A 23,447-nucleotide genomic window follows, 5' to 3' on the forward strand; every position below is an offset into this window, starting at 1 on the left:
CGACATTTGGACACGAACTCTGCCGTAGCTTCCGCTACGGCAGAGTTCGTGTCCAAATGTCGGATCTGACCCCGGATTTATTTCCAGTTGTTCCAGGCCGAGAGCACGGCGTTCGGGTAGTCGGGCTTGCCGCGGCTGCCGTTGTAGCGGCCCAGCGCCAGATACAGGTTGCCAGCCTCCATGTCGAGGTACATGCGCAGGATGGCGCAGCCGTAGCGCAGGTTGGTCTGCATGTTGAACAGCGCGCTGCGGTTGCGGTCGCCGATGATGTTGGTCCAGAACGGCATCACCTGCATGTAGCCGCGCGCGCCCACCATCGACACCGCGTACTTGCGGTAGGCCGACTCCACCTGGATCAGGCCCAGCACCATGCCCGGATCGAGCCCGGCGCGGCGCGCTTCGTACCAGACGGTGGAGAGAAATTCGCTGCGGGTCTGCTCGTCCGGCAGCTTGCGCTTCAGGCGCGACGACATCTGCGCCAGCCAGCCCTGGTAGCGCAGGCGCTCGGCCTCGGTGCGGAAGGTCGGCTGCGGCGGCGTCGCATCCTTGATCGCGTTCGACAGCGCCAGCCGAACCGAATCGGCCAGCGCTTCTTCCTTCTGGTTGCCGGCGTGGGCGATGCCGGCGGTGACCAGCACCGCCGCGATCGCCGCGCCCAGCATGCGCTTCACGTTCACGCCGCCATTTTGCCTTTGACGAAGCTGACGATGTCGGCCACCGGCACGGCGGTCGCTTCGGCGTCGCGGCGGCCCTGGTATTCCAGGTTGCCTTCCTTCAGGCCGCGGTCGCCGATCACCACGCGGTGCGGCACGCCGATCAGCTCCCAGTCGGCGAACATCTGGCCCGGACGCAGGCCGCGGTCGTCGACGATGACGTCGATGCCGGCCGCCAGCGCGTCGGCGTACAGCTGCTCGGTCGCTTCCTTGACCGCCTCGCTGCGGTCCATGCCCATCGGGCACAGCACCAGTTCGAACGGCGCCAGCGAGGTCGGCCAGATGATGCCCTTGTCGTCGAAGTTCTGCTCGATCGCGGCGCCCAGGATGCGGGTGATGCCGATGCCGTAGCAGCCCATCTGCAGCGGCGCGGGCTTGCCGTTTTCGTCGAGGAAGGTGGCCTTCATCGACTCCGAGTACGCCGTGCCCAGCTGGAACACATGGCCCACTTCGATGCCGCGCTCGATCGCCAGCACGCCCTTGCCGTCCGGCGAGGCGTCGCCGGCGACGACGTTGCGCAGGTCGGCCACGATGGCAGGCTCGGCGGTATCACGGCCCCAGTTGGCGCCGGTGTAGTGGTAGCCGGCGTCGTTGGCGCCGCAGACGAAGTCGGCCATGTTGGCGACCGTGCGGTCGGCCACGATGGTGACCGGGGCCTTGGTACCGATCGGACCCAGGTAGCCAGGCACGCAGCCGTACACCTCGAGGATCTCGTCTTCGGTCGAGAAGCGGTGCGCCGCCAGGCCGGGCACCTTGCCGACCTTGACTTCGTTGAGCTCGTGGTCGCCTCGCAGCAATAACATGAAATACTGTTTAGCTGTTTTGCCGTCTTTTTCGGTCTCCACCGTCAGCGCGATGGTTTTCACCGTCTGCGCCAGGTCCAGCTTGAGCAGTTCGGCCACCGCTTCGCACTTGGTGGCGTCCGGCGTGGCGGTCTTGGTCAATGCCTGCGCGGCGGCCGGACGGGTGGCGGCCAGCGGCAGCGCCTCGGCCGCCTCCATGTTGGCGGCGTAGTCCGAGCTCGGGCAGTAGACGATGGCGTCCTCGCCGGTGCTGGCGATGACGTGGAATTCATGCGAACCGGTGCCGCCGATGGCGCCGTTGTCGGCCGCCACCGCGCGGAACTTCAGGCCGAAGCGGTTGAAGATGCGGGTATAGGCGTCATACATGATCTGGTACGAGGCCTGCATGCCGGCCAGGTCGCGGTCGAACGAGTAGGCGTCCTTCATGGTGAACTCGCGGCCGCGCATCAAACCGAAGCGCGGACGGCGTTCGTCGCGGAATTTGGTCTGAATGTGGTAAAAATTCAACGGAAGCTGACGGTAGGATTTAATTTCCGAACGAACAACATCGGTGATCACCTCCTCGGCGGTCGGCTGGAAAGCGAACTCGCGGCCGTGGCGGTCCTTGATGCGCAGCAGCTCGGCGCCCATCTTGTCCCAGCGGCCGGTTTCCTGCCACAGCTCGGCCGGCTGGATCAGCGGCATCAGCAGCTCTATGGCGGCGGCCTGGTTCATCTCTTCGCGCACGATCGCCTCGACCTTGCGGATGATGCGCAAGCCCATCGGCATGTAGGTATAAATGCCCGAACCCAGGCGTTTGATCATGCCGGCGCGCATCATCAACTGGTGGCTGACGATCTCGGCGTCGGAAGGCGCTTCTTTAAGCGTGGAAATAAAAAATCGTGAGGCGCGCATACGGTGAATTCTTTTTAAAAAGAGAGAGTTATAATCAACCTAATTTTAAAGGATTAGCTGGCTGATGCGTCCATACTTTATACAAATGCGTTCAATTGATAGCTCCATGGCCGTTTTCGTACCCCGAAAACCCAGCCGTGGCGCGGTTTTGTGGGCAAAAATATAAGCAGGGAGCTCGGTCGCAGAAAGTTTGAGGTGCAATATGCTCGATCGTGAAGGGTTTCGGCCCAACGTCGGCATCATCCTGCTAAACGCCCAGAACGAGGTGTGGTGGGGCAAGCGGGTGCGCGAGCACTCATGGCAATTTCCGCAGGGCGGCATCAAATACGGAGAAACGCCGGAACAGGCGATGTATCGGGAGCTGGAAGAAGAGATCGGATTACGGGCAGAGCATGTCAAGATCGTGGGCCGCACGCGCGACTGGCTGCGCTACGAGGTGCCCGACCACTTCATCAAGCGCGAGATTCGCGGCCATTACCGTGGCCAGAAGCAGATTTGGTTCCTGCTGCGGATGTGCGCCCGCGACAACGACGTCAACCTGCGCCTGACCGACCATCCGGAATTCGACGCCTGGCGCTGGCATGAGTACTGGGTGCCGCTGGACGTGGTGATCGAATTCAAGCGGGAAGTGTATCAGCGGGCCCTGCAGGAGCTGTCGCGCTTCCTGACCTGGCCGGCCAACGGCCACGACCGCCGGCACCACGGCTCGCGCTACCTGCGCCAGCCGCATCCGCCGCGGCCGAATCCGGAACCGCCGGGTTCGACCTGCGGGACGGCCGAGCCGGCAGTGGCGGCCGAACCGGAAAAGAAAAGCGGTTGAAACGATGGGACAGCCAGGCTGTCCCATTTTTTTATTCAAACGATCTTGCAGGCCTCGTCAAACGCCAGCCGCGGCGCGCGCGGACGCACCTTGGCCACGTCGCCGTAGCCGAGATTGCACAGGAAGTTGGACTTGACCGTCGTGCCGGCAAAGAACGCCTGGTCCACCTTGGCGTTGTCGAAGCCGGACATCGGCCCGCAATCGAGGCCGATCGCCCGCGCCGCCATGATCAGGTAGGCGCCCTGCAGCGACGAGTTGCGGAAGGCGGTGGAGCGTATCGCCTCGTCCTTGCCGGCGAACCACGAGCGGGCATCGACGGCCGGCGACAGCTGCGGCAGCTTTTCATAAAACGCCAGGTCCATGCCGACGATGACGGTGACCGGCGCCGCCATGGTCTTGTCGGCGTTGCCGGCGGACAGGGCCGGCAGCAGCCTGGCCTTGGCTTCCGCCGAGCGCACGAACACCAGCCGCGCCGGCGAGCTGTTGGCCGAGGTGGGCGCCCATTTGAGCAGGTCGTACAACAGTTCCAGCTGGGCGTTGCTGACTTCGCGGTCCAGCCAGCCGTTGTGGGTGCGGGCGCTGTAGAACAGCGTATCGAGGGCGGATTGGTTCAGCATGGCATATCCATCAAGGTTATTAAATAAATACGACCGAGGCCGCGGACATCGCTTATTTTATCGAGCGGGTACAATATCGGCATGTTTAATCCCTCCTCCGACGACGTCCGCCGTTTCTTCTGCGAGACTTTCCGCAAGCAGCGGGCCAATGAAATCATGACCCCCATAGAGACGATGGCGGCCGACTGGGTGCGCAACCATCCGGAGTACCACGACGTGCTGGGCGACGTCGACGCGGCGCTGGCGCGCGACTACTCGGTCGAGGGGGCGCAAGCCAATCCCTTCCTGCACCTGTCGATGCATTTGTCGATCGACGAGCAGATCTCGATCGACCAGCCGCGCGGCATCCGCGACGCCGCCACCGCGCTGACCCTGAAGCTGGACGACGCCCACGCGGCGCACCACGAGATCATGGAATGCCTGGGCGAGATGATCTGGAACGCCCAGCGCAGCGGCACCCCGCCCGACGGCGAGGCCTACATCGAAGCGGTCAAGCGCCGCCTGTAAAATCCGGGGTCAGATCCGACATTTGGACACGGTCTCTGCCGTAGCGGCCGCTACGGCAGAGACCGTGTCCAAATGTCGGATCTGACCCCGGATTGAAAAAGCCACGCATTGCGTGGCTTTTTCATAGGCATCGAAGCGGATCAGCGGTGTACCGCCAGCGTGCCCGGCAGGCTGTGCAGGTAGGCCGCCAGGTCCTTGATGTCCTGGTTGCTCAGCGGCTTGACCTGGCCGGTCATGATCGCGTTGTTGCGGCCGTTGGCGCCGTCGCCCCGCTTGTAGGCGGTCAGCGCGTGCTCCAGGTAATCCTTGTGCTGGCCGGCCAGCTTCGGATAGCTCGGGTCGATCGGGGTGTTGAAATCCTTGCCGTGGCAGGCGAAGCAGCTGTACTTGTCGGCCAGCGCCTTGCCGGCGTCGATATTGCCGCCAGCGAAGGCGGAGCAGGAAACGGCGGAGCAGAACAGCGCGGTGATCAGTTTTTTCATCATGTCGGTCCTCATTTCGCGGCGGCGGTGGTGGCGGTCTGCTGCGAGTAGAACGCGGCAACATCGGCGATGTCCTGGTCCGACAGGCTGCTGGCGATACCCTTCATCGACGGATGCTTGCGGTCACCTTTTTGATACGCCTTCAACGCGCTCTCGATGTACTTGGCCGACTGGCCGCCTATCATCGGCACCTGGAACACTTCCGGGAAGGTGGCCTTGTAGCCGGGAATCCCGTGGCAACCGATACACATTTCAATCTTGGCTTTGGCGTTCTGGGCATTGCCCACTACGTCGGCCGCCGTGGCGATTTGAGCGATGCCTGCGAGCACGAGGAGTGCGGTGATTTTTTTCATGGTGTCTGCAAGTAAGTAATCGGGTACTACCGCGCGGATGCAAAACTTGACTTTTGCACTATCAGCCTGCGATTCTAACCCAAGTATTTTTTCTAAGCTACAGCGAATCATTGCCAGAACAACATACCAGGGACCGAGCACGCCCTCTATCGAACTCCCCTATACTGCGCAAATCCCCTTCTTTTTGAGACAGAACCGTATGCAAGCCACCCACCGCTTTGAAGGCTCCGACCAGTACGTCGCGACCGATGACCTGAAACTGGCCGTGAATGCGGCCCTGACGCTGCAACGCCCGTTGCTGATCAAGGGCGAGCCGGGCACCGGCAAGACCATGCTGGCCGAGGAAGTGGCCGCCGCGCTGAACATGCCGTTGATGCAATGGCACATCAAGTCCACCACCAAGGCGCAACAGGGATTGTACGAATACGACGCAGTGTCGCGTTTGCGCGACTCCCAGCTGGGCGACGAGCGCGTGCGCGACATCCACAACTACATCGTCAAGGGCGTGCTGTGGCAGGCATTTACCGCGCCGGAGCCGGTGGTGCTGCTGATCGACGAGATCGACAAGGCCGACATCGAGTTCCCCAACGACCTGCTGCGCGAGCTGGACCGGATGGAATTCTACGTCTATGAGACCCGCGAAATGGTGCAGGCCAGGCACCGTCCGCTGGTCATCATCACCTCCAACAACGAAAAAGAGCTGCCGGACGCCTTCCTGCGCCGCTGCTTCTTCCACTATATTAAATTCCCGGACCGCGACACGATGGAGCAGATCGTCGCCGTCCACTACCCGAACCTGAAGAAGGAGCTGCTGGCGCAGGCGCTGCAAACCTTCTACGAGGTGCGCGACGTGCCGGGCCTGAAGAAAAAGCCGTCGACGTCAGAGTTCCTCGACTGGCTCAAGCTGCTGATGGCCGAGGACATCCCGCCCGAGGCGCTGCGCAGCAAGGACGCCAAGGCCATCGTGCCGCCGCTGCACGGGGCGCTGCTGAAGAACGAGCAGGACGTGCACCTGTTCGAACGCCTGGTGTTCATGTCGAGGACCAACCGCTGATGAACCAGCTCGCCCGCCCCGCCGCCCCCATCGCCCCGGTCACGCTGGAACTGAACGGCGTGCGTCTCGAACCGCTGGGCCCCCAGCACGCCGACGGTCTGCGCGCGGCCGCCAGCGACGGCGCGCTGTGGCAGCTGCGCGTCACCTCGGTGCCAGAGCCGGAGCAGGTCGACGGCTATATCGCCACCGCGCTGGAGATGCGCCCCGCCCGGCTGGCGTTCGCCGTCATCGACCTCGCCGGCGGCGCCGTGGTCGGCACCACCAGCTATCATGACATCGTGCCGACCATCGCGCGCCTGGAGATCGGTTATACCTGGTATGCCAAGCGTTTTCAGCGCAGCCACGTCAACACCACCTGCAAGCTGCTGCTGATGACGCACGCGTTCGAAACGCTGGGCGCGGCGCTGGTCGGCCTGCGCACCGACAACTTCAATTTCGCCTCGCAGGCGGCCATCGAGCGGCTGGGCGCGAAAAAGGACGGCGTGCTGCGCCACCACGCGCTGCGCCGCGACGGCACCGTGCGCGACACCGTCATGTACAGCATCGCCGCCGGCGAATGGCCGGAAATCAAGGCGCAGTTGCGCTACAAGCTGGAACAGCACGGAGCCCGCTGACATGCTGATCGATTTCTTTTTCACTTTGAAAGACGCCAAAATTCCGGTGTCGATCAAGGAGTTCCTGACCCTGCTGGAGGCGATGGAAAAGAACGTCATCGGCGCCTCGATGGACGATTTCTACTACCTGTCGCGCCTGACGCTGGTCAAGGACGAGGCCCACTTCGACAAGTTCGACCGCGCCTTCGCCCAGTACTTCAAGGGCATCAACGCCGCCTTCGAGACCAACAGCGCCATCCCGCTGGACTGGCTGATCAAGCGCATGGAGCGTGAGCTGAGCGACGAGCAGAAGGCCCAGCTGGAGAAATTCGGCTACGACAAGCTGATGGACCGCCTCAACGAGCTGCTGAAGGAACAAAAGGAGCGCCACGAGGGCGGCAGCAAGTGGATAGGCACTGGCGGCACTTCGCCCTTCGGCAACGGCGGCACCAATCCCGAGGGCGTGCGCATCGGCGGCAAGGGCGGCAACCGCACGGCGGTCAAGGTGTGGGAGGCGCGCGCCTACAAGGACTACGACGGCGAGCGCGAACTGGGCACGCGCAACATCAAGGTGGCCCTGCGCCGGCTGCGCAAGTTCGCGCGCCAGGGCGCCGAGGAGGAATTCGCGCTGGACGCGACCATCCGCGCCACCGCCAGCAACGCCGGCTACCTGGACATCAAGATGCAGCCCGAGCGCAAGAACAACATCAAGGTGCTGATGCTGTTCGACGTGGGCGGCACCATGGACGACCATATCGAGCGCACCGAGGAACTGTTCTCGGCGTCGAAGACGGAGTTCAAGAACATGGAGTTCTTCTACTTCCACAACTGCGTGTACGACTACATGTGGAAGAACAACCGGCGCCGCAACTCGGAGCGCTTCCCGACCTGGGACATCCTGCGCAAGTACCCGCCCGACACCAAGCTGATTTTCGTCGGCGACGCGACGATGAGCCCCTACGAGGTGCTGCAGCCGGGCGGCTCGGTCGAGTACAACAACGAGGAGGCGGGCAGCGAATGGCTGGCGCGCTTCACCCACGCCTTCCCCAAGTTCGCCTGGCTCAATCCGGAGCCGGAAGGAGTGTGGCAGTACCGCCAGTCGATCTCCATCATCAAGCAGCTGATGAACAACCGCATGTTCCCGCTGACGATGGACGGCCTGGAACGGGCCATGCGCACGCTGAGCAAATAATTATTTGGCGGTTTCCGGACGCCAGTCGTACTCCATGTAGTTGGCGGCCATCTTCGCGCGGTCGGCGCCCAGCTCGCGCTGCACCAGGGGGCAGCGGGGTCAGCGGGCAGCGGGGTCAGTTCCGGCAATCTGCCAGGCGTGGCACACTGCCGGAACTGACCCTAATGCCGCTAATGCCGCGCTAATGCCGCGGGAACTGACCCCGCGGTTTCGCGGTTTTAAGGCAGCTGCAGGCGGTAGCCGACGGCCGTTTCGGTCAGCAGGTAGCGCGGCTGGGTCGGATCGGCTTCCAGCTTGTGGCGCAGGTGGCCCATGTAGATGCGCAGGTAGTGGCCGTTCTCGGACTGCGACGGCCCCCACACGGCGCGCAGCAGCTGCGGGTTGGTCATCACGCGGCCGGCGTTGCTGACCAGGACCGCCAGCAGGCGGTATTCGGTCGGCGTCAGGTGCACGTTCTCGCCGGCGCGCGTCACGCGGCGGTTCTTCAGGTCCACCGCGACGTCGCCGAACTGGATCAGGCCGGAATTGTCGGCGGCCGGCTGGCGCTGGCGCCGCAGGGTGGCGCGCACGCGGGCCAGCAGCTCGCCCACGCCGAACGGCTTGGTCAGGTAGTCGTCGGCGCCGGCGTCCAGCGCGCGGATCTTGTCGGCTTCGTTGACCCGCGCCGACAGCACGATCACCGGCACGCTCGACCACTTGCGCACGTCGGTGACGAAGTCGATGCCGTCGCCGTCGGGCAGGCCGAGATCGAGCACGATCAGGTCGGGCTTGCGGGTGCCGGCGTCGATCAGGCCGCGCTGCAAGGTCGCCGCCTCGTGCACATGCCAGCCCTCCTCCTCCAGCGCGCTGCGCACGAAGCGGCGGATCTGCGGTTCGTCCTCGACCAGCAGGGCGACAGGTGCGGTCGGCGCGGCGGCGTCATTCATGGCGATGTTCCTGTCCCTGTTCGTGTTCCAGCTCCGGCATGGCCGGCGGTGTGCCCAGCGGCAGCGTGATGGTGAAGGCGGCGCCGCCCAGCGGCGATGGCGCCGCCGCGATGCGGCCACCGTGCGCCTCGACGATGGCGCGGCAGATCGCCAGCCCCAGCCCGACGCCCGGCTTGGCCGATTCGCGCTCGCCACGGGTGAATTTTTCAAAGATCGCTTCTTCGCGCCCATGCGGCAGGCCCGGACCGTCATCATAGACCATGATGTTGATCCAGGCGCCGTGCAGCTCGGCGGAGATCTCGATGCGCGAGCCGGGCGGCGTGTATTTGGCGGCGTTTTCCAGCAGGTTGCACAGCACCCGCTCGATCAGCACCGCGTCGTAGCGCAGCAGCGGCAGCTCGGGCGGCAGCCTGGTGCGCACCTGATGGCCCTTCAGCAGCGAGCCGACGGCGCGCAATGCGCTGCCGACCACTTCTTCCAGCGGCTGCCATTGCAGGTTGAATTTGACCTCGCCGCTCTGGATGCGCGCCATGTCGAGCAGGTTGGACACCAGTGCGCTCATGCGCAGCGCCTCGTCGTGCAGCGCGGCGGCCATGTCCAGCTGCGACGGCGCCAGCGCCGGTTTGGAGCCGGCCAGCGATTCGGACAGCCCGACCAGCGACGTCAACGGCGTGCGCAGGTCGTGCGACAGCGCCGCCAGCAGCGAGTTGCGCAACCGCTCCGACTCCATGTTGACCAGCGCGTTCTGCGCCACCTCGATGTAGTGCACCCGCTCCAGCGCGATGGCGGCCAGCGCGGCGAAGGTGTCGAGCTGCTGCCGCTGCTCGGGGATCAGTATCCAGCGCCGGTGTTCCGGCTCGATCGCCAGCACGCCGCGGGTGCGCATCGGCGCCACCAGCGGCAGGTAGAAGATGCGGCTGGCCGGCAGCGTGTCGGTGCCCAGGCCCGCGCTTTCGGCGCGGTCGTAGGCCCATTGGGCGATGCCGGTGTCCAGCACCGACAAGTGGGCGCTGGTGGCGATGTCGGCCGCGTTCAGCGGCGGCAGCCGCAAACGGCCGGCGTCGTCCGGCACCAGCAAGGTGGCGCGGGCGCGGAAGGCGCGCTGGATGAAGCTTTGCGTGGTCTCGAAAATCTGCTCGGTCTGCAGGGCGCCCGACAGTTCGCGGGCAAACTCGTACAGCGCGCGCGAACGCTTTTCGCGGTGCGAGGCGACGCGCGCCTGGAAGCGCAGGTCGGCCGTCAGGTGGCCGGTGATCAGCCCCACCGCCAGCATGACCACGAAGGTGATCAGGTACTGGAAATCCGACACCGCGAAGGTGAAGCGCGGCGGCACGAAGAAGAAGTCGAAGCAGGCCACGCTGACGCAGGTGGCCAGCACCGACGGGCCGCGCCCGAAGCGCACCGCCACCAGCACCACCACCAGCAGGAACAGCATGGCGATGTTGGCCAGGTCCAAGTAGGCCAGCAGCGGCGTGGCCAGCAAGGCGGTGGCGAAGCTGGCCGCGCCGGCGACGAGGTAGCCGGCGGCGCGACGGCGCACCAGCGCGGTATCCGGCTCGCCGTCCGGCGAACCGTCGGCGGCGCCGGATGCATCCCAGCCCCAGCCTGCGCCCGCCGCCGCGCGCGGCACACCCGCGCCGGCCTCGTTGCGCGGCTCGCCGATTTCGATCAGGTCGATGTCCGGCGCGTACACGGCCAGGCGCTTGATGTGCGGCTTGCGCCAGGGCCAGGTCGGATGGCCGCGTCCCATGACGATCTTCGACAGGTTGTGGCTGCGCGCGTAATCGACCGCCGCCAGCGCGATGTCGTGGCCGGAAATGACGGCGGTGGCCGCGCCCAGGTCTTCGGCCAGCTTGAGCGTCTTGAGGATTTGTTCGCGCTGGGCGGCGGGCAGCCGCTGCAGCGACGGCGTTTCGATATAGATCGCGTGCCAGCCGGTGCCCAGCTGGCTGGCCAGCCGCGCCGTGCTGCGCACCGTGTGCTCGCCGCCCGGGCGCGGGCCGACACAGGCCAGCAGCGCGGCGCCGGTCTTCCAGATCTCGGCGATGGACTTCTCCACGCGGTAGGCGCGCACGTCGTCCTCGATGCGGTCGGCGGTGCGGCGCAGCGCCAGCTCGCGCAGCGCGATCAGGTTCCCCTTGCGGAAAAAATTCTTCGACGCGCGTTCGGCCTGCTGTTCCTGGTACACCTTGCCGCTCTTGAGCCGCGACAGCAGCTCGTCGGCCGGAATATCGACCAGCACCACCTCGTCGGCCTGGTCGAACACCGTGTCCGGCACGGTTTCGCCGACGCGGATGCCGGTGATGCCGCCGACCACGTCGTTCAGGCTTTCCAGGTGCTGCACGTTGACGGTGGTGAGCACGTCGATGCCGGCGTCGAGCAGCTCCTCGACGTCCTGCCAGCGCTTGGGATGGCGCGAGCCGGGCGCGTTGGAATGGGCCAGCTCGTCCATCAGGATCAGCGGCGGACGGCGCTCCAGCGCGCCGTCGAGGTCGAATTCGGCGATGCGCTTGCCGCGATAGTCGACCGCCTTCGGCGGCAGCACGTCCAGTCCGGCCAGCATGGCCGCCGTCTCGCTGCGGCCATGGGTTTCCACCACGCCGACCAGCACGGCCTGGCCGTCGGCCTGCAGCTTGCGGGCGGCGGCCAGCATGGCGTAGGTCTTGCCGACGCCGGCCGAGGCGCCGAAGTAGATGCGCAGCTTGCCGCGCGCCGCCTTGCGCTCCTGCGCCTGCACCTGCGCCAGCAGCGCATCGGGGTCGGGTCGCACACTATCGTTGGGGAACATGGCCATCCGTCGATTTTACTGCTTCGTTGCCGGTTTTGCCCGGTCCAGCGCGAGATTAAGCTCCAGCACGTTGACGCGCGGTTCGCCGAAGAAGCCGAAATACTGCTTCAGCCGGCTGCCGTCTATCATCGCCAGCACCTGTTCGGCGGGCATCCGGCGGGCGGCGGCGACGCGGCCGGCCTGGTAGCGGGCGGCGGCGACGCTGATCTCCGGATCGAGTCCGCTGCCCGACGCCGTCACCAGGTCGACCGGCACCGGCAGCGTGTTGCCCGGGTCGGCGGCCTTGAGCGCGTCGATGCGGCCCTTGACGGCGTCCAGTTGGGCCGCGTTGTTCGAGCCCAGGTTGGAGCCGCCGGAACCGGCGGCATTGTCGGGCATCGGCCCGGTGGCCGACGGCCGGCCCCAGAAGTACTTCGGCGACGAGAACGACTGGCCGATCAGCGTCGAACCGACCGCCCTGCCGTCGATCTCGACGATGCTGCCGGCGGCCTGCGCCGGGAACGCCACGGCGCCGATGCCGGTGACGGCCAATGGGTAGATCACGCCGCAGATCAGCGTCAATGCGCCGAAGACGACGACGGCGGGGCGAAGATGGGACGACAGGGATGATGACATGATGACTCCTTAAACCAGGTTGAACGCCGACAGCAGCAGGTCGATCGCCTTGATGCCGATGAACGGCAGGATGATGCCGCCGACGCCGTACAGCAGCAGGTTGCGGCGCAACAGCGCGACGGCGCCGATGGCGCGGTACTGCACGCCCTTGAGCGCCAGCGGGATCAACACAACGATGATCAATGCGTTGAAGATCACCGCCGACATGATGGCCGACGACGGACTGGCCAGGTGCATGACGTCGAGCGCCTTTAGCTGCGGATAGGTGCCGACGAAGGCCGCCGGGATGATGGCGAAGTACTTGGCGATGTCGTTCGAGATCGAGAACGTCGTCAGCGAGCCGCGCGTCATCAGCATCTGCTTGCCGATTTCGACGATCTCCAGCAGCTTGGTCGGATTCGAATCCAGGTCGACCATGTTGCCGGCCTCCTTGGCGGCCTGGGTGCCGGAGTTCATCGCCACGGCGACGTCGGCCTGGGCCAGCGCCGGCGCGTCGTTGGTGCCGTCGCCGGTCATGGCCACCAGGCGGCCTTCGGACTGGTAGCTGCGGATCAGTTTGAGCTTGTCCTCCGGCGTCGCCTCGGCCAGGAAGTCGTCCACGCCCGCCTCGGCGGCGATGGCGGCGGCGGTCAGCTTGTTGTCGCCGGTGATCATCACGGTCTTGATGCCCATGCGGCGCAGCTCGGCGAAACGCTCCTTGATGCCGCCCTTGACGATGTCCTTGAGCTCGACCACGCCCATCACCCGGCCGGCATCGACCACCACCAGCGGCGTGCTGCCGCGGCGGGCGACGTCGTCGACGGTGCGCGACACCTCGGCCGGATAGGGCTGGCCCAGCGACTCGACATACTGGCGCACGGTGTCGGCCGCGCCCTTGCGAACAGCGCGTACCGAACCCGATTCGCCGATGTCGACGCCGCTCATCCGGGTTTGCGCGGTGAACGGCACGAACACGGCGTGCAGCGACGCCATCTCGCGTTCACGGATGTTGAACTTCTGCTTGGCCAGCACCACGATGCTGCGGCCTTCCGGCGTTTCGTCGGCCAGCGAGGCCAGTTGCGCCACGTCGGCCAGCTGCTGGTCGGTCACGCCCGGCGCGGGGAAGAAGGCCGAAGCCTGGCGGTTGCCCAGCGTGATGGTACCGGTTTTATCGAGCAGCAGCACGTCGACGTCGCCGGCCGCTTCGACCGCGCGGCCGGAGGTGGCGATCACGTTGGCCTGCATCATGCGGCTCATGCCGGCCACGCCGATGGCCGACAGCAGGCCGCCGATGGTGGTCGGGATCAGGCATACCAGCAGCGCGATCAGCACGGTGATGGTGATCGGCGTTCCCGAGCCGGCGGCGGCCACCGAGAACAGAGAGAACGGCAGCAAGGTCACGGTGACGATCAGGAACACGATGGTCAGCGCCACCAGCAGGATGGTCAGCGCGATTTCGTTGGGGGTCTTCTGGCGCTTGGCGCCTTCGACCATCGAGATCATGCGGTCGAGGAAGGTCTCGCCCGGATTGGCGGTGACCTTGACCACCAGCCAGTCCGACAGCACGCGGGTGCCGCCGGTGACGCTGGAAAAGTCGCCACCCGATTCGCGGATCACCGGCGCCGATTCGCCGGTGATGGCGCTTTCGTCGACCGAGGCCACGCCTTCGATCACTTCGCCGTCGATCGGGATCACGTCGCCCGCTTCGACCAGGATGTAGTGGCCCTTGCGCAGGTCGAGCGCGGGCTGCGGCAGCCAAGTGGTGCCGTGCTTCGGCGTGGCCAGCTTCTTGGCGACGACGCTCTGCTTCAGGCTGCGCAGCGATGCCGCCTGCGCCTTGCTGCGGCCCTCGGCCATCGCCTCGGCGAAGTTCGCGAACAGCACCGTGAACCACAGCCAGATGGAGGTGGCCAGGATGAAGCCGGGCCGCGCCTCGCCCTGGCCGAACAGCGCCTGCACGTACAGCAGCGTGGTGATGATGCTGCCGACATAGACCACGAACATCACGGGACTGCGCAGCTGCGTTGCGGGACTGAGCTTGCGGAACGAGTCGGCGATGGCCGGCATCAGCAGTTCCGAGTCGAACAGCCGCAGCTTCTTCGCAGGCGGATTGGCAGGTGAACTGGAAGGTGGATTGGTAAAGAGGGTCATCTCTTTTTGCGTTGTGTCTGACATGGCGATTCCTTATTTTGCAAACAGCTGCAGGTGTTCAACCACAGGGCCGAGCGCCAGCGCCGGGACGTAATTCAGCACGCCGACCAGGGCGACCACGCCGCACAGCAGGCCGATGAACATCGGGCCGTGGGTCGGCATGGTGCCGGCGTTGGCCTCCAGCCGCTTCTTGCCGGCCAGCGAACCGGCGATGGCCAGGATGGGCACGATCATCGCGAAGCGGCCGAACCACATGGCGATCGCCAGCGCGATGTTATAGAACGGCGTGTTGGCGGACAGGCCGGCAAACGCGCTGCCGTTGTTGTTGGCGGCCGAGCTGAAGGCGTACAGGATCTCCGAGAAGCCATGCGCGCCCGGGTTGAGGATGCCGGCCTTGCCGGCGTCGCACATGACGGCGATGGCGGTGCCGGCCAGCACCAGCGTCGGCGTGACCAGGATGGCGATCGAGGTCATTTTCATTTCATAGGCCTGGATCTTCTTGCCCAGGTATTCAGGCGTGCGGCCTATCATCAGGCCGGCGATGAACACCGCCATGATGGCGAAGATCAGCATGCCGTACAGGCCTGAGCCGACGCCGCCGAAGATCACTTCGCCGAACTGGATCAGCAGCATCGGGATCATGCCGCCGACCGGCATGAAGGAATCGTGCATGGCGTTGACCGCGCCGCACGATGCGGCCGTGGTCACCGCCGCGAACAGGGCCGAGGCGCTGATGCCGAAGCGGGTTTCCTTGCCTTCCATATTGCCGCCCGATTGCAGCGCGCTCATGGTCTGGTCGACGTGCAGCGCCTGCAGCGCGGGATGCGCGGCCTGCTCGGCGCCCAGCACCACCACCGTGCAGGCGACGAACAGCACCGTCATCGCGCCCAGCACCGCCCAACCCTGGCGCTTGTCGCCGACCATGCGGCCGAAGGCGAAGCACAGGCCGGCCGGGATCACGAAGATCGCCAGCATCTGCATGAAGTTGGCCAGCGGCGTGGGATTTTCATAGGGATGGGCCGAGTTGGCGTTGAAGAAGCCGCCGCCGTTGGTGCCCAGCATCTTGATCGCTTCCTGCGAGGCGACCGGGCCCATGGCGATGCTTTGCGTGGTGGCGGTCAGCGTTTCCGTGACCGGCTCGCCCTTGGCGTCCTTCAGCGGCTGGCCGTCGGCGCCCACTTTGGGCTGGGTGTAGGTCACGGCATCGAGCAGCCGCACGTCCTTGTAGGCCGAGAAGTTCTGGATCACGCCCTGCCCCATCAGGAACACGGCGAACACCAGCGACAGCGGCAGCAGCACGTACAAGGCGGAGCGGGTGACGTCTGCCCAGAAGTTACCGATGGACTTGGCCGAGCGCGACGAAAAGCCGCGGATCAGCGCATAGGCCACGGCGATGCCGGTGGCGGCCGAGAAGAAGTTCTGCCCCGCCAGCACCAGCATCTGGGTCAGGTAGCTCATGGTCTGTTCGCCGCTGTAGCCCTGCCAGTTGGTATTGCTGACAAAGCTGACGGCGGTGTTGAACGAGGAGTCGGCGCTGACGTTGGCCAAGCCCTGTGGATTCAGCGGCAGGAAGGCCTGAACGCGCTGCAGGGCGTACACGGCAAGCGCGCCGATGCCGTTAAACAGCAGCAGCGCGATGGCGTAGGCTTTCCAGCCCTGGCCTTCGACCGCGCCATCCTTGCCTGCAATCCCGGCCAAGCGGTACAGCAGCTTTTCGATCCGGCCCATCCAGCCCATGCCCGGAATGGCGCTGCCGTCGCCGACGCGGGTCAGCAGGATGCCCAGCGGCCAGGCCAGCGCCAGCAACGCGGCCAGGAACGCCACCAGCAGTAGTATCGATTGCATGGTCATCACAGTTCCTCCGCTTTCAACAGCGCCACGACCAGGTACACCAGCAGGCCGGCGGAGGCGATTGCGCCGATCAGATAGAAGATGCTCATGGCTGGCCTCCCAGCTTGTCGCAGCCGGCGGCAAACGCCACGGTTACGACAAAGAACACCACCATTGCACCGATAAATACTATGTCCATCACACCCTCACAGGTCTTGTTTTGATAATGAGAAGGTTAGCGGGAAGGGTCTAAAGATTTTGTAAAGACTTGGAGAGCGGGTGTAAACAAACCGTAAAAATCGCGGGGAGTCGAACTGGCCGGCAGGAACGGGCATCGCAGGATCCATCGGCGATCGTATTAACCGCCGTGGAAAGAAGCCACGCTCCGCGGAACCCGGCCCGGGTTGGACGCTGCCTGAGCGTCGCAAGTACCGCTTCCGTCTAGAGGATGTCGCCTTCGATTGAAGACCGTTTTTAAAAGGTTTTGTTAACAATCACCTGCAGCGCGGTCTTGCCGAGGAACTTGCCGTTGGCCGGCGAAGCGTAGGCGGTCTTGCTGGCGTTGGTGCCGATGACGGCCAGCGCGCCGGTCACCACGCCGAAGTCCCTGGTCACGCCGATTTTCCAGTCGGTGTAGCTTGCCGCGTCGTTGTGCCTCACTTTCTGATGACCCGCATGCAGGTTGACGGTATAGCCCTCGCCCGCATCGATATTGGCGCCGATATCGAGGTAGCCGCTGTTCTTGCTGTCGACGAAGCCGAACAGGTTGGTCACCGCGTGCGAATACTTGACGTAGGCCGGGCCGTAGCCCAGCTGGCCGTAGATTTCGGCGGTGTTGGCGTCGACGAAGCCGGACACCTTATCGAGGCCGTTCGACGGGTACACATAACCCAGAACGCCGACGTCATACGACACCGCCTCGCTCACCTGTCCACGCTGGCCGGCGTAGATATCCCATTCGACGTCGCCGCCACCGCCCGCGTCCTTGGTCCACTTGATGGTCGACAGCCAGGTGCCGGCATAGAAGCCGGTCGGGTTGTTGACGTAGTCGAAGCCACCCTGCAGCGCCGGCTGCAAGCGGGTTTGCGAAATGCCGCGATATCGGTAATCGCTGACGACGGCGGCGTTGAAGCTGGTCTCGTTGTCCGGCTTCGCCGCCGGCGCGGCATCCTGCGCGCGCACGCTGCCGCCAAAGACAGCGGCGAAAATTGAGGCGGAGAGTATTAACTTCTTCATGATGCGGTCTTTCTGCTAGTGGGTAAAAACTTCGTGATAGAGGGATTCCATGTCGCCGTTGGCGCCCGCGTGCAGCACGGTGTGGGCCAGCGTCGCCGACATCACATGCGCCACATAAGCGCGCACCGCCGCCAGTTCGGACGCATCGGCGTCGCCGACGAGCACGAACAGCACCCGCAGCCCCGGATTGAACATGCGCGCCGCGTTCAGCCGCGCGATCAGCGCATACTGCCCCGCCAGATCGGCCTGCGACGGCGCCAGCGGCACCACCGCCAGCCGGGCGGCGATCAGCGCCGCCCGGTTATCGGCGGAGTCACGGCCCGCGGTGTCGATGACGATGTCGCAGCGGCGGCTGCGCAGCCGTTCCAGCTCGGCCACCAGCTCGCGCCCCGAAACGGTGCGCGCGGCGGTGTCGATCAGCGTCACGGTATGGCCGCTGCGGGCGCGCAGCCGGGCCAGATGGGCGGCCACTGCGGCCCTGGCGGCGTCGTTCTGGTTGGCGATGGCGATGATCATGCAAGCCCCTGTTTTGATCGTTGCGATACAAAACAGCTTATCGACGCCGCCGTAAAAACGGTCTAAAAAGGCGGGCCGTCGTTGTAAACATCGTGTATAAATTGGCCCGCGCCTTTTTTTTGGCCCTTTTCCGCCGCGATTGCGCCCGGTTGAGGATAGAATACGCAAACGCCCGCATAAAACTGTACATAAACCCAGTATTAAACCTCAAGCTTGATCACGTATGGCCACTAAAAAACCAGTTTCCGACTACAGCGAATCATCCATCCGGGTCCTCAAGGGCCTGGAACCCGTCAAGCAACGCCCGGGGATGTACACCCGTACCGAGAACCCGCTGCACATCATCCAGGAAGTGATCGACAATGCCTCCGATGAGGCGCTGGGCGGGCATTGCAAAAACATCATCGTCACGCAGAACGCCGACGGCAGCATCACCGTCGAGGACGACGGTCGCGGCATCCCGGTCGGCCTGCACCCGGAAGAAGGCGTGCCGACGGTGGAAATCGTCTTCACCCGCCTGCACGCCGGCGGCAAGTTCGACAAGGGTTCGGGCGGCGCCTACGCGTTCTCCGGCGGTTTGCACGGCGTCGGCGTGTCGGTCACCAATGCGCTGTCCAAGCGCCTGGAGATCACCGTCTGGCGCAAGGAGCCCGACGGCACCGGCCTGCACAAGCTGGCCTTCGAGCACGGCGACGTGGTCGAGCCGCTGTCCTCCATCGTCGCTCCGCGCGACGGCAAGAAGTCCGGCACCCGCGTCACCGCCTGGCCGGACGCCAAATATTTCGACTCGCCGGCCATCTCGCAGACCGAGCTTCAGCGCCTGCTGCGCTCCAAGGCCGTGCTGCTGCCGGGCGTCACCGTCACGCTGGCCAACGCCAAGACCGGCGAATCGCAGACCTGGCAGTACAACGACGGCCTGCGCGGCTACCTGACCGAGGCGCTGGCGCAATCGACCGACGGCGAAACCCTGATCCCGCTGTTTGAAGGCGCGCAGTTCGCCGGGCCGGACGCCGAAGGCTTCGCCGAGGGCGAAGGCGCGGCGTGGGTGGTGGCATGGACCGAGCAAGGCGCCGTGGTGCGCGAATCCTACGTCAACCTGATCCCGACGCCGAACGGCGGCACCCACGAATCGGGCCTGCGCGACGGCTTGTACGGCGCCGTGAAGAACTTCGTCGAGATGCACTCGCTGCTGCCCAAGGGCGTCAAGCTGCTGCCGGAGGACGTGTTCGCGCGCGTCTCCTTCGTGCTGTCGGCCAAGGTGCTGGACCCGCAGTTCCAGGGCCAGATCAAGGAACGCCTCAACTCGCGCGACGCCGTGCGCCTGGTGTCGACCTACTCCAAGCCCGCGCTCGAGCTGTGGCTGAACCACCACGTCGACTACGGCAAGAAGCTGGCGGAGCTGGTCATCAAGCAGGCGCAATCGCGTCTGCGCTCGCTGCAAAAGGTCGAGAAGAAGAAATCGTCCGGCGTGGCCGTCCTGCCGGGCAAGCTGACCGACTGCGAATCGACCGACGTCACGCGCACCGAATTGTTCCTGGTCGAGGGCGACTCGGCGGGCGGTTCGGCCAAGATGGGCCGCGACAAGGAATTCCAGGCCATCCTGCCGCTGCGCGGCAAGGTGCTCAACTCGTGGGAGACCGACAAGGACCGCCTGTTCGCCAACAACGAGATCCACGACATCTCGGTGGCCATCGGCGTCGACCCGCACAACGCCGACACCATGCCGGATTTGAGCGGCCTCCGTTACGGCAAGATCTGCATCCTCTCCGATGCGGACGTCGACGGCTCGCACATCCAGGTGCTGCTGCTGACCCTCTTCTTCAAGCACTTCCCCGGCCTGATCGCCAACGGGAACATCTGCATCGCCCGTCCGCCGCTGTATCGCGTGGACGCGCCTGCGCGCGGCAAGAAGCCGATCCAGAAGCTGTACGCGCTCGACGCCGGCGAACTGGTGGCGATCGAGGACAAGCTGCGCAAGGACGGCCTGAAGGAAGGCGCCTGGTCCATCTCCCGCTTCAAGGGCCTGGGCGAGATGAACGCCGAACAGCTGTGGGAAACCACGATGAACCCGGACACGCGCCGCCTGCTGCCGGTCTCGCTGGGTGCCTACGCGCACGGCGAATCGGCCGCGCGCTTCAATATGTTGATGGGCAAAGGCGAAGCCGCCGCCCGCCGCGCCTGGATCGAAGAACACGGCAACGAAGCCGAAGCCGATATCTAATTACTGACCGACTATGACTCATCAAGCAAATCTCTTTGACGAACCGGCGCCGGAAACGGCAGCCGGCCAGCAGGCTATCGCCACGCCGCCCGCTCCGCCCGCACCACCGATGCCGCCGCAAGGCGGCGACGGCATGGGCGGCGACGGCGGCATGGGCGCCATGGGTGGTGGCGGTGGCGGCGGCGATGACGCTGGCGGCCCGGGCGCCCCGCTGGGCGACGGCGACGGCGGCGATGGCGGCGACACGCTGACCTTGTCCACCTTCGCCGAGCGCGCCTACCTCGACTACGCGATCTCGGTGGTCAAGGGCCGCGCGCTGCCGGACGTGTGCGACGGCCAGAAGCCGGTGCAGCGCCGCATCCTGTACGCGATGAACGAAATGGGCCTGAACGCCACCGCCAAGCCGCGCAAGTCGGCGACCGTGGTCGGCGACGTGCTGGGTAAATTGCACCCGCACGGCGACCAGTCGGTATACGACGCCATGGTGCGCATGGCGCAGGACTTCTCGCTGCGCTACCCGCTGGTCGACGGCCAGGGTAACTTCGGCTCGCGCGACGGCGACGGCGCCGCGGCGATGCGATACACCGAAGCCCGGCTGACGCCGATCGCCAAGGTGCTGCTCGACGAAATCAACCTCGGCACGGTCGAATTCCAGGCCAACTACGACGGCTCGACCGAAGAACCGTGCCTGCTGCCGGCGCGCCTGCCGATGGTGCTGCTGAACGGCGCCTCCGGCATCGCGGTCGGCCTGGCGACGGAAATCCCGTCGCACAACCTGGGCGAGGTGGCGCAGGCCGCCGTCGCCATGATCCGCAATCCGAAGATCTCGCACAGCGAATTGATGACGATGATACCCGGTCCGGACTTCCCGGGCGGCGGCCAGATCATCACTCCGGCCTCGCAGATCAGCGACATGTACGCCACCGGCCGTGGCAGCATGAAGGTGCGTGCGCGCTGGAAGATCGAAGAACTGGCGCGCGGCCAGTGGCAGGCGGTGGTCAACGAACTGCCGCCGGGCACCTCGTCGCAGAAGGTGCTGGAAGAGATCGAGGAGCTGACCAACCCGAAGATCAAGATGGGCAAGAAGGCGCTGTCGCCGGAACAGCTGGCGCTCAAATCGCTGATCCTCAATTCGCTGGATACGATACGCGACGAATCGGGCCGCGCGGCGCCGGTGCGCCTGGTGTTCGAGCCGAAGTCGAAGAACCAGGACCAGACCGAATTCATGCTGCTGCTGTTGGCGCATACCTCGCTCGAATCGTCGGCCTCGATCAACTTGGTGATGATCGGCGGCGATGGCCGTCCGCGCCAGAAGGGCCTGACCGACATCCTGCAGGAGTGGATCGAATTCCGCTTCATCACCGTCACCCGCCGCACGCAGTTCAAGCTGGGCAAGGTCGACGCGCGCATCCACATCCTGGAAGGCCGCGAGACCATCCTGCTGAACATCGATGAAGTCATCCACATCATCCGCAACTCGGACGAACCGAAAGCGGCGCTGATGGAGCGCTTCCGCCTGTCGGAGATCCAGGCCGAAGACATCCTGGAAATCCGCCTGCGCCAACTGGCGCGTCTGGAAGCGATCAAGATCCAGCAGGAACTGGCCGAACTGCGCAAGGAAAAAGGACTGCTGCAGGACCTGCTGGACAACCCGTCGTCGATGAAGCGCGCCATCATCAAGGAAATCGACGCCGACGCCAAGCTGTATGGCGACGCCCGCCGCACCGTGATCGAGGAAGCGCAGAAAGCCGTGGTCGAGCAGAAGGTGGTGGACGAACCGGTCACCGTCATCATTTCGGAAAAAGGCTGGATACGCGCCCGTACCGGCATCGGCCACGACGCCACCCAGTTCACCTTCAAGGCCGGCGACGCGATCTACGGCGCCTTCGAATGCCGCACGGTGGACAACCTGCTGGCCTTCGGCAGCAACGGCAAGGTGTATTCGGTGCCGGTTGCGGCGCTGCCCAACGCGCGCGGCGACGGCGTGCCGGTCACCACGCTGATCGACCTGGCGCCGGGCGCCCGCATCCTGCACTACTTCGCAGGCAGCGGCGCCACGCAGCTGATGCTGGCCACCAGCGCGGGCTTCGGCTTCGTCGCCAAGGCCGGCGACATGGTCAGCCGCATCAAGGGCGGCAAGGCCTTCATCACGATGGAGGACGGCGACGTCCCGCTGCCGCCGGCGGTGATCAGCGAAGGCGCCAGCGCGGTGGCTGTGTTGTCGGCCAACGCACGGGTGCTGGTGTTCGGCATGGACGAGATGAAAGTGCTGACCAACGGTGGCCGCGGCGTGATCCTGATGGAGCTGGACGACAAGGAAACCCTGATCGCGGCCAAGCCTATCAGCCAGAAGGGCGTGATCGTCTCGGGCATAGGCCGTGGCGCCAAGCCGCAGGAAGAGCGTCTGTCGGCATCGGCGCTGGCGGTCCACTTCGGCAAGCGCGCCCGCAAGGGCAAGGCGCTGGCGACCAAGATCAAACCAACCTCGCTGACGCCTATCGTCTAAAAAAACCCGGGGTCAGGTCCGGCAATCGGACACGAGCTCTACCGTAGCGAATGCTACGGTAGAGCTCGTGTCCGATTGCCGGACCTGACCCCGGGTTTATCCCGCTGCTAGTTAGTTCTTGGCAGCGGCAGCTTTGACGTCGGCAGCGCCTTTGGCTTTGACGGCGTCGGTCTTATTGGCGGCGATCGCTTTGTCGGCGGTGGCGTCAACGGTTTCCTTGATCGCTTTGGCGTCGGCTTTCACTGCCTTTTTCTCGGCTTTTTCTTCAGCCTTGGCGACCGATTTTTCACCCTTGGCTGCTGCCTTGGCTTTGTCTTCCGGATCGGCCTTGGCTACTTTTTCGTTGGCTTTGGCTTTTTCCACTTCAACGTGGGCGGCGGCGGTGTCGTGGGTCTTGTCGGCTTTGGCGATGGCTTTATGAGCCTTCTTGTCGGCCTTGGCGTCCACCTTCATTTCCTTCTGCTCGGCCTTGGCCACGTCCTTGTTCACTTCATTTTCAGCTTTGACGACAGCAGGGGTTTGTGCGAAGGCGGCGGTGGCGAACAGACCGGCGATCAGGGTAGCGATAATTTTGTTCATGGTGTTTCCTCTCGATGTTGATTTGGATACGTTCTTATCATATGAAAGCGGGGCTTTCGATGTCACGTACCC

The 23,447-nt window shown here is 64.9% G+C and carries 21 protein-coding genes; 7 read left to right on the forward strand and 14 right to left on the reverse strand.

Going from position 1 to position 23,447, the window contains the following annotated elements; all coding sequences use genetic code 11:
- Positions 1–77: 77 nt before the first annotated feature.
- Together ACSQ3S_RS29775 and ACSQ3S_RS29780 are read right to left on the reverse strand one after the other, a co-directional pair.
- A complete protein-coding gene (locus ACSQ3S_RS29775; RefSeq protein ID WP_413448909.1) occupies positions 78–662 on the reverse strand; it encodes a lytic transglycosylase domain-containing protein in 585 nt (194 codons plus the stop codon).
- 11 nt (positions 663–673) lie between these two features.
- Complete coding sequence (locus ACSQ3S_RS29780) at positions 674–2,410, reverse strand: proline--tRNA ligase (protein WP_436144627.1); 1,737 nt, start codon at positions 2,408–2,410, stop codon at positions 674–676.
- Positions 2,411–2,612: 202 nt separating this feature from the next.
- On the opposite strand from ACSQ3S_RS29780, the gene ACSQ3S_RS29785 reads away from it, so the two are divergent.
- Positions 2,613–3,230, forward strand: a complete 618-nt coding sequence (locus tag ACSQ3S_RS29785; RefSeq protein WP_176652448.1) for an RNA pyrophosphohydrolase — start codon at positions 2,613–2,615, stop codon at positions 3,228–3,230.
- 35 nt (positions 3,231–3,265) lie between these two features.
- On the opposite strand, the gene ACSQ3S_RS29790 is transcribed toward ACSQ3S_RS29785, so the two are convergent.
- Positions 3,266–3,847, reverse strand: coding sequence for a malonic semialdehyde reductase (locus ACSQ3S_RS29790; protein ID WP_176652447.1), 582 nt, complete (start codon positions 3,845–3,847; stop codon positions 3,266–3,268).
- Between the two features lie 81 nt (positions 3,848–3,928).
- On the opposite strand from ACSQ3S_RS29790, the gene ACSQ3S_RS29795 reads away from it, so the two are divergent.
- On the forward strand, positions 3,929–4,354 hold the full coding sequence (locus ACSQ3S_RS29795) for a DUF1841 family protein (protein WP_176652446.1): 426 nt from the start codon (positions 3,929–3,931) through the stop codon (positions 4,352–4,354).
- 140 nt (positions 4,355–4,494) lie between these two features.
- Here the strand turns inward: ACSQ3S_RS29795 and ACSQ3S_RS29800 are convergent, their stop codons facing one another.
- Entirely contained in the window at positions 4,495–4,836 is a 342-nt protein-coding gene (locus ACSQ3S_RS29800; protein WP_176652864.1) for a c-type cytochrome, read from the reverse strand.
- A gap of 11 nt (positions 4,837–4,847) precedes the next feature.
- Positions 4,848–5,189 (reverse strand): c-type cytochrome, encoded by a 342-nt coding sequence (locus ACSQ3S_RS29805; RefSeq protein WP_176652445.1) that lies wholly within the window; start codon positions 5,187–5,189, stop codon positions 4,848–4,850.
- 199 nt (positions 5,190–5,388) lie between these two features.
- Between ACSQ3S_RS29805 and ACSQ3S_RS29810 the strand changes: the two genes are divergently transcribed.
- From ACSQ3S_RS29810 to ACSQ3S_RS29820, 3 genes are read left to right on the forward strand one after another with little or no spacing between them, the layout of a single operon-like run.
- The gene (locus ACSQ3S_RS29810; RefSeq protein ID WP_436144628.1) at positions 5,389–6,243 is read left to right on the forward strand and encodes an AAA family ATPase; all 855 of its coding nucleotides are present in this window, start codon (positions 5,389–5,391) and stop codon (positions 6,241–6,243) included.
- Positions 6,243–6,857, forward strand: a complete 615-nt coding sequence (locus ACSQ3S_RS29815) for a GNAT family N-acetyltransferase (protein ID WP_436144629.1) — start codon at positions 6,243–6,245, stop codon at positions 6,855–6,857. Before ACSQ3S_RS29810 ends, ACSQ3S_RS29815 begins: the two co-directional genes overlap by 1 nt.
- Before the next feature lies 1 nt (position 6,858).
- Positions 6,859–8,028 carry a vWA domain-containing protein gene (locus ACSQ3S_RS29820; RefSeq protein ID WP_353400952.1) on the forward strand — a complete coding sequence of 390 codons (1,170 nt, stop codon included), beginning with the start codon at positions 6,859–6,861 and terminating at the stop codon, positions 8,026–8,028.
- Between the two features lie 218 nt (positions 8,029–8,246).
- On the opposite strand, the gene kdpE is transcribed toward ACSQ3S_RS29820, so the two are convergent.
- The 8 genes from kdpE to ACSQ3S_RS29860 form a co-directional block, all read right to left on the reverse strand.
- On the reverse strand, positions 8,247–8,954 hold the full coding sequence (kdpE, locus tag ACSQ3S_RS29825; RefSeq protein ID WP_436144630.1) for a two-component system response regulator KdpE: 708 nt from the start codon (positions 8,952–8,954) through the stop codon (positions 8,247–8,249).
- Positions 8,947–11,742: a two-component system sensor histidine kinase KdpD gene (gene kdpD / locus ACSQ3S_RS29830; RefSeq protein ID WP_436144631.1), complete on the reverse strand. Its 2,796-nt coding sequence runs from the start codon at positions 11,740–11,742 to the stop codon at positions 8,947–8,949. The genes kdpE and kdpD overlap by 8 nt, the downstream gene beginning before the upstream one ends.
- 15 nt (positions 11,743–11,757) lie before the next feature.
- Positions 11,758–12,345 carry a potassium-transporting ATPase subunit KdpC gene (kdpC, locus tag ACSQ3S_RS29835; RefSeq protein WP_436145096.1) on the reverse strand — a complete coding sequence of 196 codons (588 nt, stop codon included), beginning with the start codon at positions 12,343–12,345 and terminating at the stop codon, positions 11,758–11,760.
- 21 nt (positions 12,346–12,366) lie between these two features.
- On the reverse strand, positions 12,367–14,487 hold the full coding sequence (gene kdpB / locus ACSQ3S_RS29840) for a potassium-transporting ATPase subunit KdpB (protein WP_436145097.1): 2,121 nt from the start codon (positions 14,485–14,487) through the stop codon (positions 12,367–12,369).
- Positions 14,488–14,520: 33 nt separating this feature from the next.
- Positions 14,521–16,338, reverse strand: coding sequence for a potassium-transporting ATPase subunit KdpA (kdpA, locus tag ACSQ3S_RS29845; RefSeq protein ID WP_436144632.1), 1,818 nt, complete (start codon positions 16,336–16,338; stop codon positions 14,521–14,523).
- Positions 16,338–16,427 (reverse strand): potassium-transporting ATPase subunit F, encoded by a 90-nt coding sequence (locus tag ACSQ3S_RS29850; protein WP_176652437.1) that lies wholly within the window; start codon positions 16,425–16,427, stop codon positions 16,338–16,340. The genes kdpA and ACSQ3S_RS29850 overlap by 1 nt, the downstream gene beginning before the upstream one ends.
- 364 nt (positions 16,428–16,791) lie before the next feature.
- Positions 16,792–17,553 carry a TorF family putative porin gene (locus ACSQ3S_RS29855; RefSeq protein WP_436144633.1) on the reverse strand — a complete coding sequence of 254 codons (762 nt, stop codon included), beginning with the start codon at positions 17,551–17,553 and terminating at the stop codon, positions 16,792–16,794.
- A gap of 15 nt (positions 17,554–17,568) precedes the next feature.
- A complete protein-coding gene (locus ACSQ3S_RS29860) occupies positions 17,569–18,069 on the reverse strand; it encodes a hypothetical protein (protein ID WP_436144634.1) in 501 nt (166 codons plus the stop codon).
- 223 nt (positions 18,070–18,292) lie between these two features.
- Between ACSQ3S_RS29860 and ACSQ3S_RS29865 the strand changes: the two genes are divergently transcribed.
- Positions 18,293–20,290, forward strand: coding sequence for a DNA topoisomerase IV subunit B (locus ACSQ3S_RS29865; RefSeq protein ID WP_176652434.1), 1,998 nt, complete (start codon positions 18,293–18,295; stop codon positions 20,288–20,290).
- A gap of 13 nt (positions 20,291–20,303) precedes the next feature.
- Positions 20,304–22,796: a DNA topoisomerase IV subunit A gene (gene parC / locus ACSQ3S_RS29870; RefSeq protein ID WP_436144635.1), complete on the forward strand. Its 2,493-nt coding sequence runs from the start codon at positions 20,304–20,306 to the stop codon at positions 22,794–22,796.
- 111 nt (positions 22,797–22,907) lie between these two features.
- On the opposite strand, the gene ACSQ3S_RS29875 is transcribed toward parC, so the two are convergent.
- A complete protein-coding gene (locus tag ACSQ3S_RS29875) occupies positions 22,908–23,375 on the reverse strand; it encodes a hypothetical protein (RefSeq protein ID WP_436144636.1) in 468 nt (155 codons plus the stop codon).
- Between the last annotated feature and the right edge of the window lie 72 nt (positions 23,376–23,447).

Origin of the sequence: Duganella sp. LjRoot269 (genome assembly GCF_964254095.1) — a bacterium.
GTDB lineage: Bacteria > Pseudomonadota > Gammaproteobacteria > Burkholderiales > Burkholderiaceae_D > Rugamonas > Rugamonas hordei.

Excerpts from the sequence above, each read along its gene's own strand:
- kdpA (WP_436144632.1), bottom strand. The coding sequence starts at position 16,338 with ATGACCATGCAATCGATACTACTGCTGGTGGCGTTCCTGGCCGCGTTG.
- ACSQ3S_RS29810 (WP_436144628.1), top strand. The coding sequence starts at position 5,389 with ATGCAAGCCACCCACCGCTTTGAAGGCTCCGACCAGTACGTCGCGACC.
- ACSQ3S_RS29795 (WP_176652446.1), top strand. The coding sequence starts at position 3,929 with ATGTTTAATCCCTCCTCCGACGACGTCCGCCGTTTCTTCTGCGAGACT.
- parC (WP_436144635.1), top strand. The coding sequence starts at position 20,304 with ATGACTCATCAAGCAAATCTCTTTGACGAACCGGCGCCGGAAACGGCA.
- ACSQ3S_RS29785 (WP_176652448.1), top strand. The coding sequence starts at position 2,613 with ATGCTCGATCGTGAAGGGTTTCGGCCCAACGTCGGCATCATCCTGCTA.
- ACSQ3S_RS29875 (WP_436144636.1), bottom strand. The coding sequence starts at position 23,375 with ATGAACAAAATTATCGCTACCCTGATCGCCGGTCTGTTCGCCACCGCC.
- kdpB (WP_436145097.1), bottom strand. The coding sequence starts at position 14,487 with ATGACCCTCTTTACCAATCCACCTTCCAGTTCACCTGCCAATCCGCCT.
- ACSQ3S_RS29805 (WP_176652445.1), bottom strand. The coding sequence starts at position 5,189 with ATGAAAAAAATCACCGCACTCCTCGTGCTCGCAGGCATCGCTCAAATC.
- ACSQ3S_RS29790 (WP_176652447.1), bottom strand. The coding sequence starts at position 3,847 with ATGCTGAACCAATCCGCCCTCGATACGCTGTTCTACAGCGCCCGCACC.
- ACSQ3S_RS29865 (WP_176652434.1), top strand. The coding sequence starts at position 18,293 with ATGGCCACTAAAAAACCAGTTTCCGACTACAGCGAATCATCCATCCGG.
- ACSQ3S_RS29850 (WP_176652437.1), bottom strand. The coding sequence starts at position 16,427 with ATGAGCATCTTCTATCTGATCGGCGCAATCGCCTCCGCCGGCCTGCTG.
- ACSQ3S_RS29820 (WP_353400952.1), top strand. The coding sequence starts at position 6,859 with ATGCTGATCGATTTCTTTTTCACTTTGAAAGACGCCAAAATTCCGGTG.
- ACSQ3S_RS29780 (WP_436144627.1), bottom strand. The coding sequence starts at position 2,410 with ATGCGCGCCTCACGATTTTTTATTTCCACGCTTAAAGAAGCGCCTTCC.
- kdpD (WP_436144631.1), bottom strand. The coding sequence starts at position 11,742 with ATGTTCCCCAACGATAGTGTGCGACCCGACCCCGATGCGCTGCTGGCG.
- kdpE (WP_436144630.1), bottom strand. The coding sequence starts at position 8,954 with ATGAATGACGCCGCCGCGCCGACCGCACCTGTCGCCCTGCTGGTCGAG.
- ACSQ3S_RS29800 (WP_176652864.1), bottom strand. The coding sequence starts at position 4,836 with ATGAAAAAACTGATCACCGCGCTGTTCTGCTCCGCCGTTTCCTGCTCC.
- ACSQ3S_RS29815 (WP_436144629.1), top strand. The coding sequence starts at position 6,243 with ATGAACCAGCTCGCCCGCCCCGCCGCCCCCATCGCCCCGGTCACGCTG.
- ACSQ3S_RS29860 (WP_436144634.1), bottom strand. The coding sequence starts at position 18,069 with ATGATCATCGCCATCGCCAACCAGAACGACGCCGCCAGGGCCGCAGTG.
- ACSQ3S_RS29775 (WP_413448909.1), bottom strand. The coding sequence starts at position 662 with ATGCTGGGCGCGGCGATCGCGGCGGTGCTGGTCACCGCCGGCATCGCC.
- ACSQ3S_RS29855 (WP_436144633.1), bottom strand. The coding sequence starts at position 17,553 with ATGAAGAAGTTAATACTCTCCGCCTCAATTTTCGCCGCTGTCTTTGGC.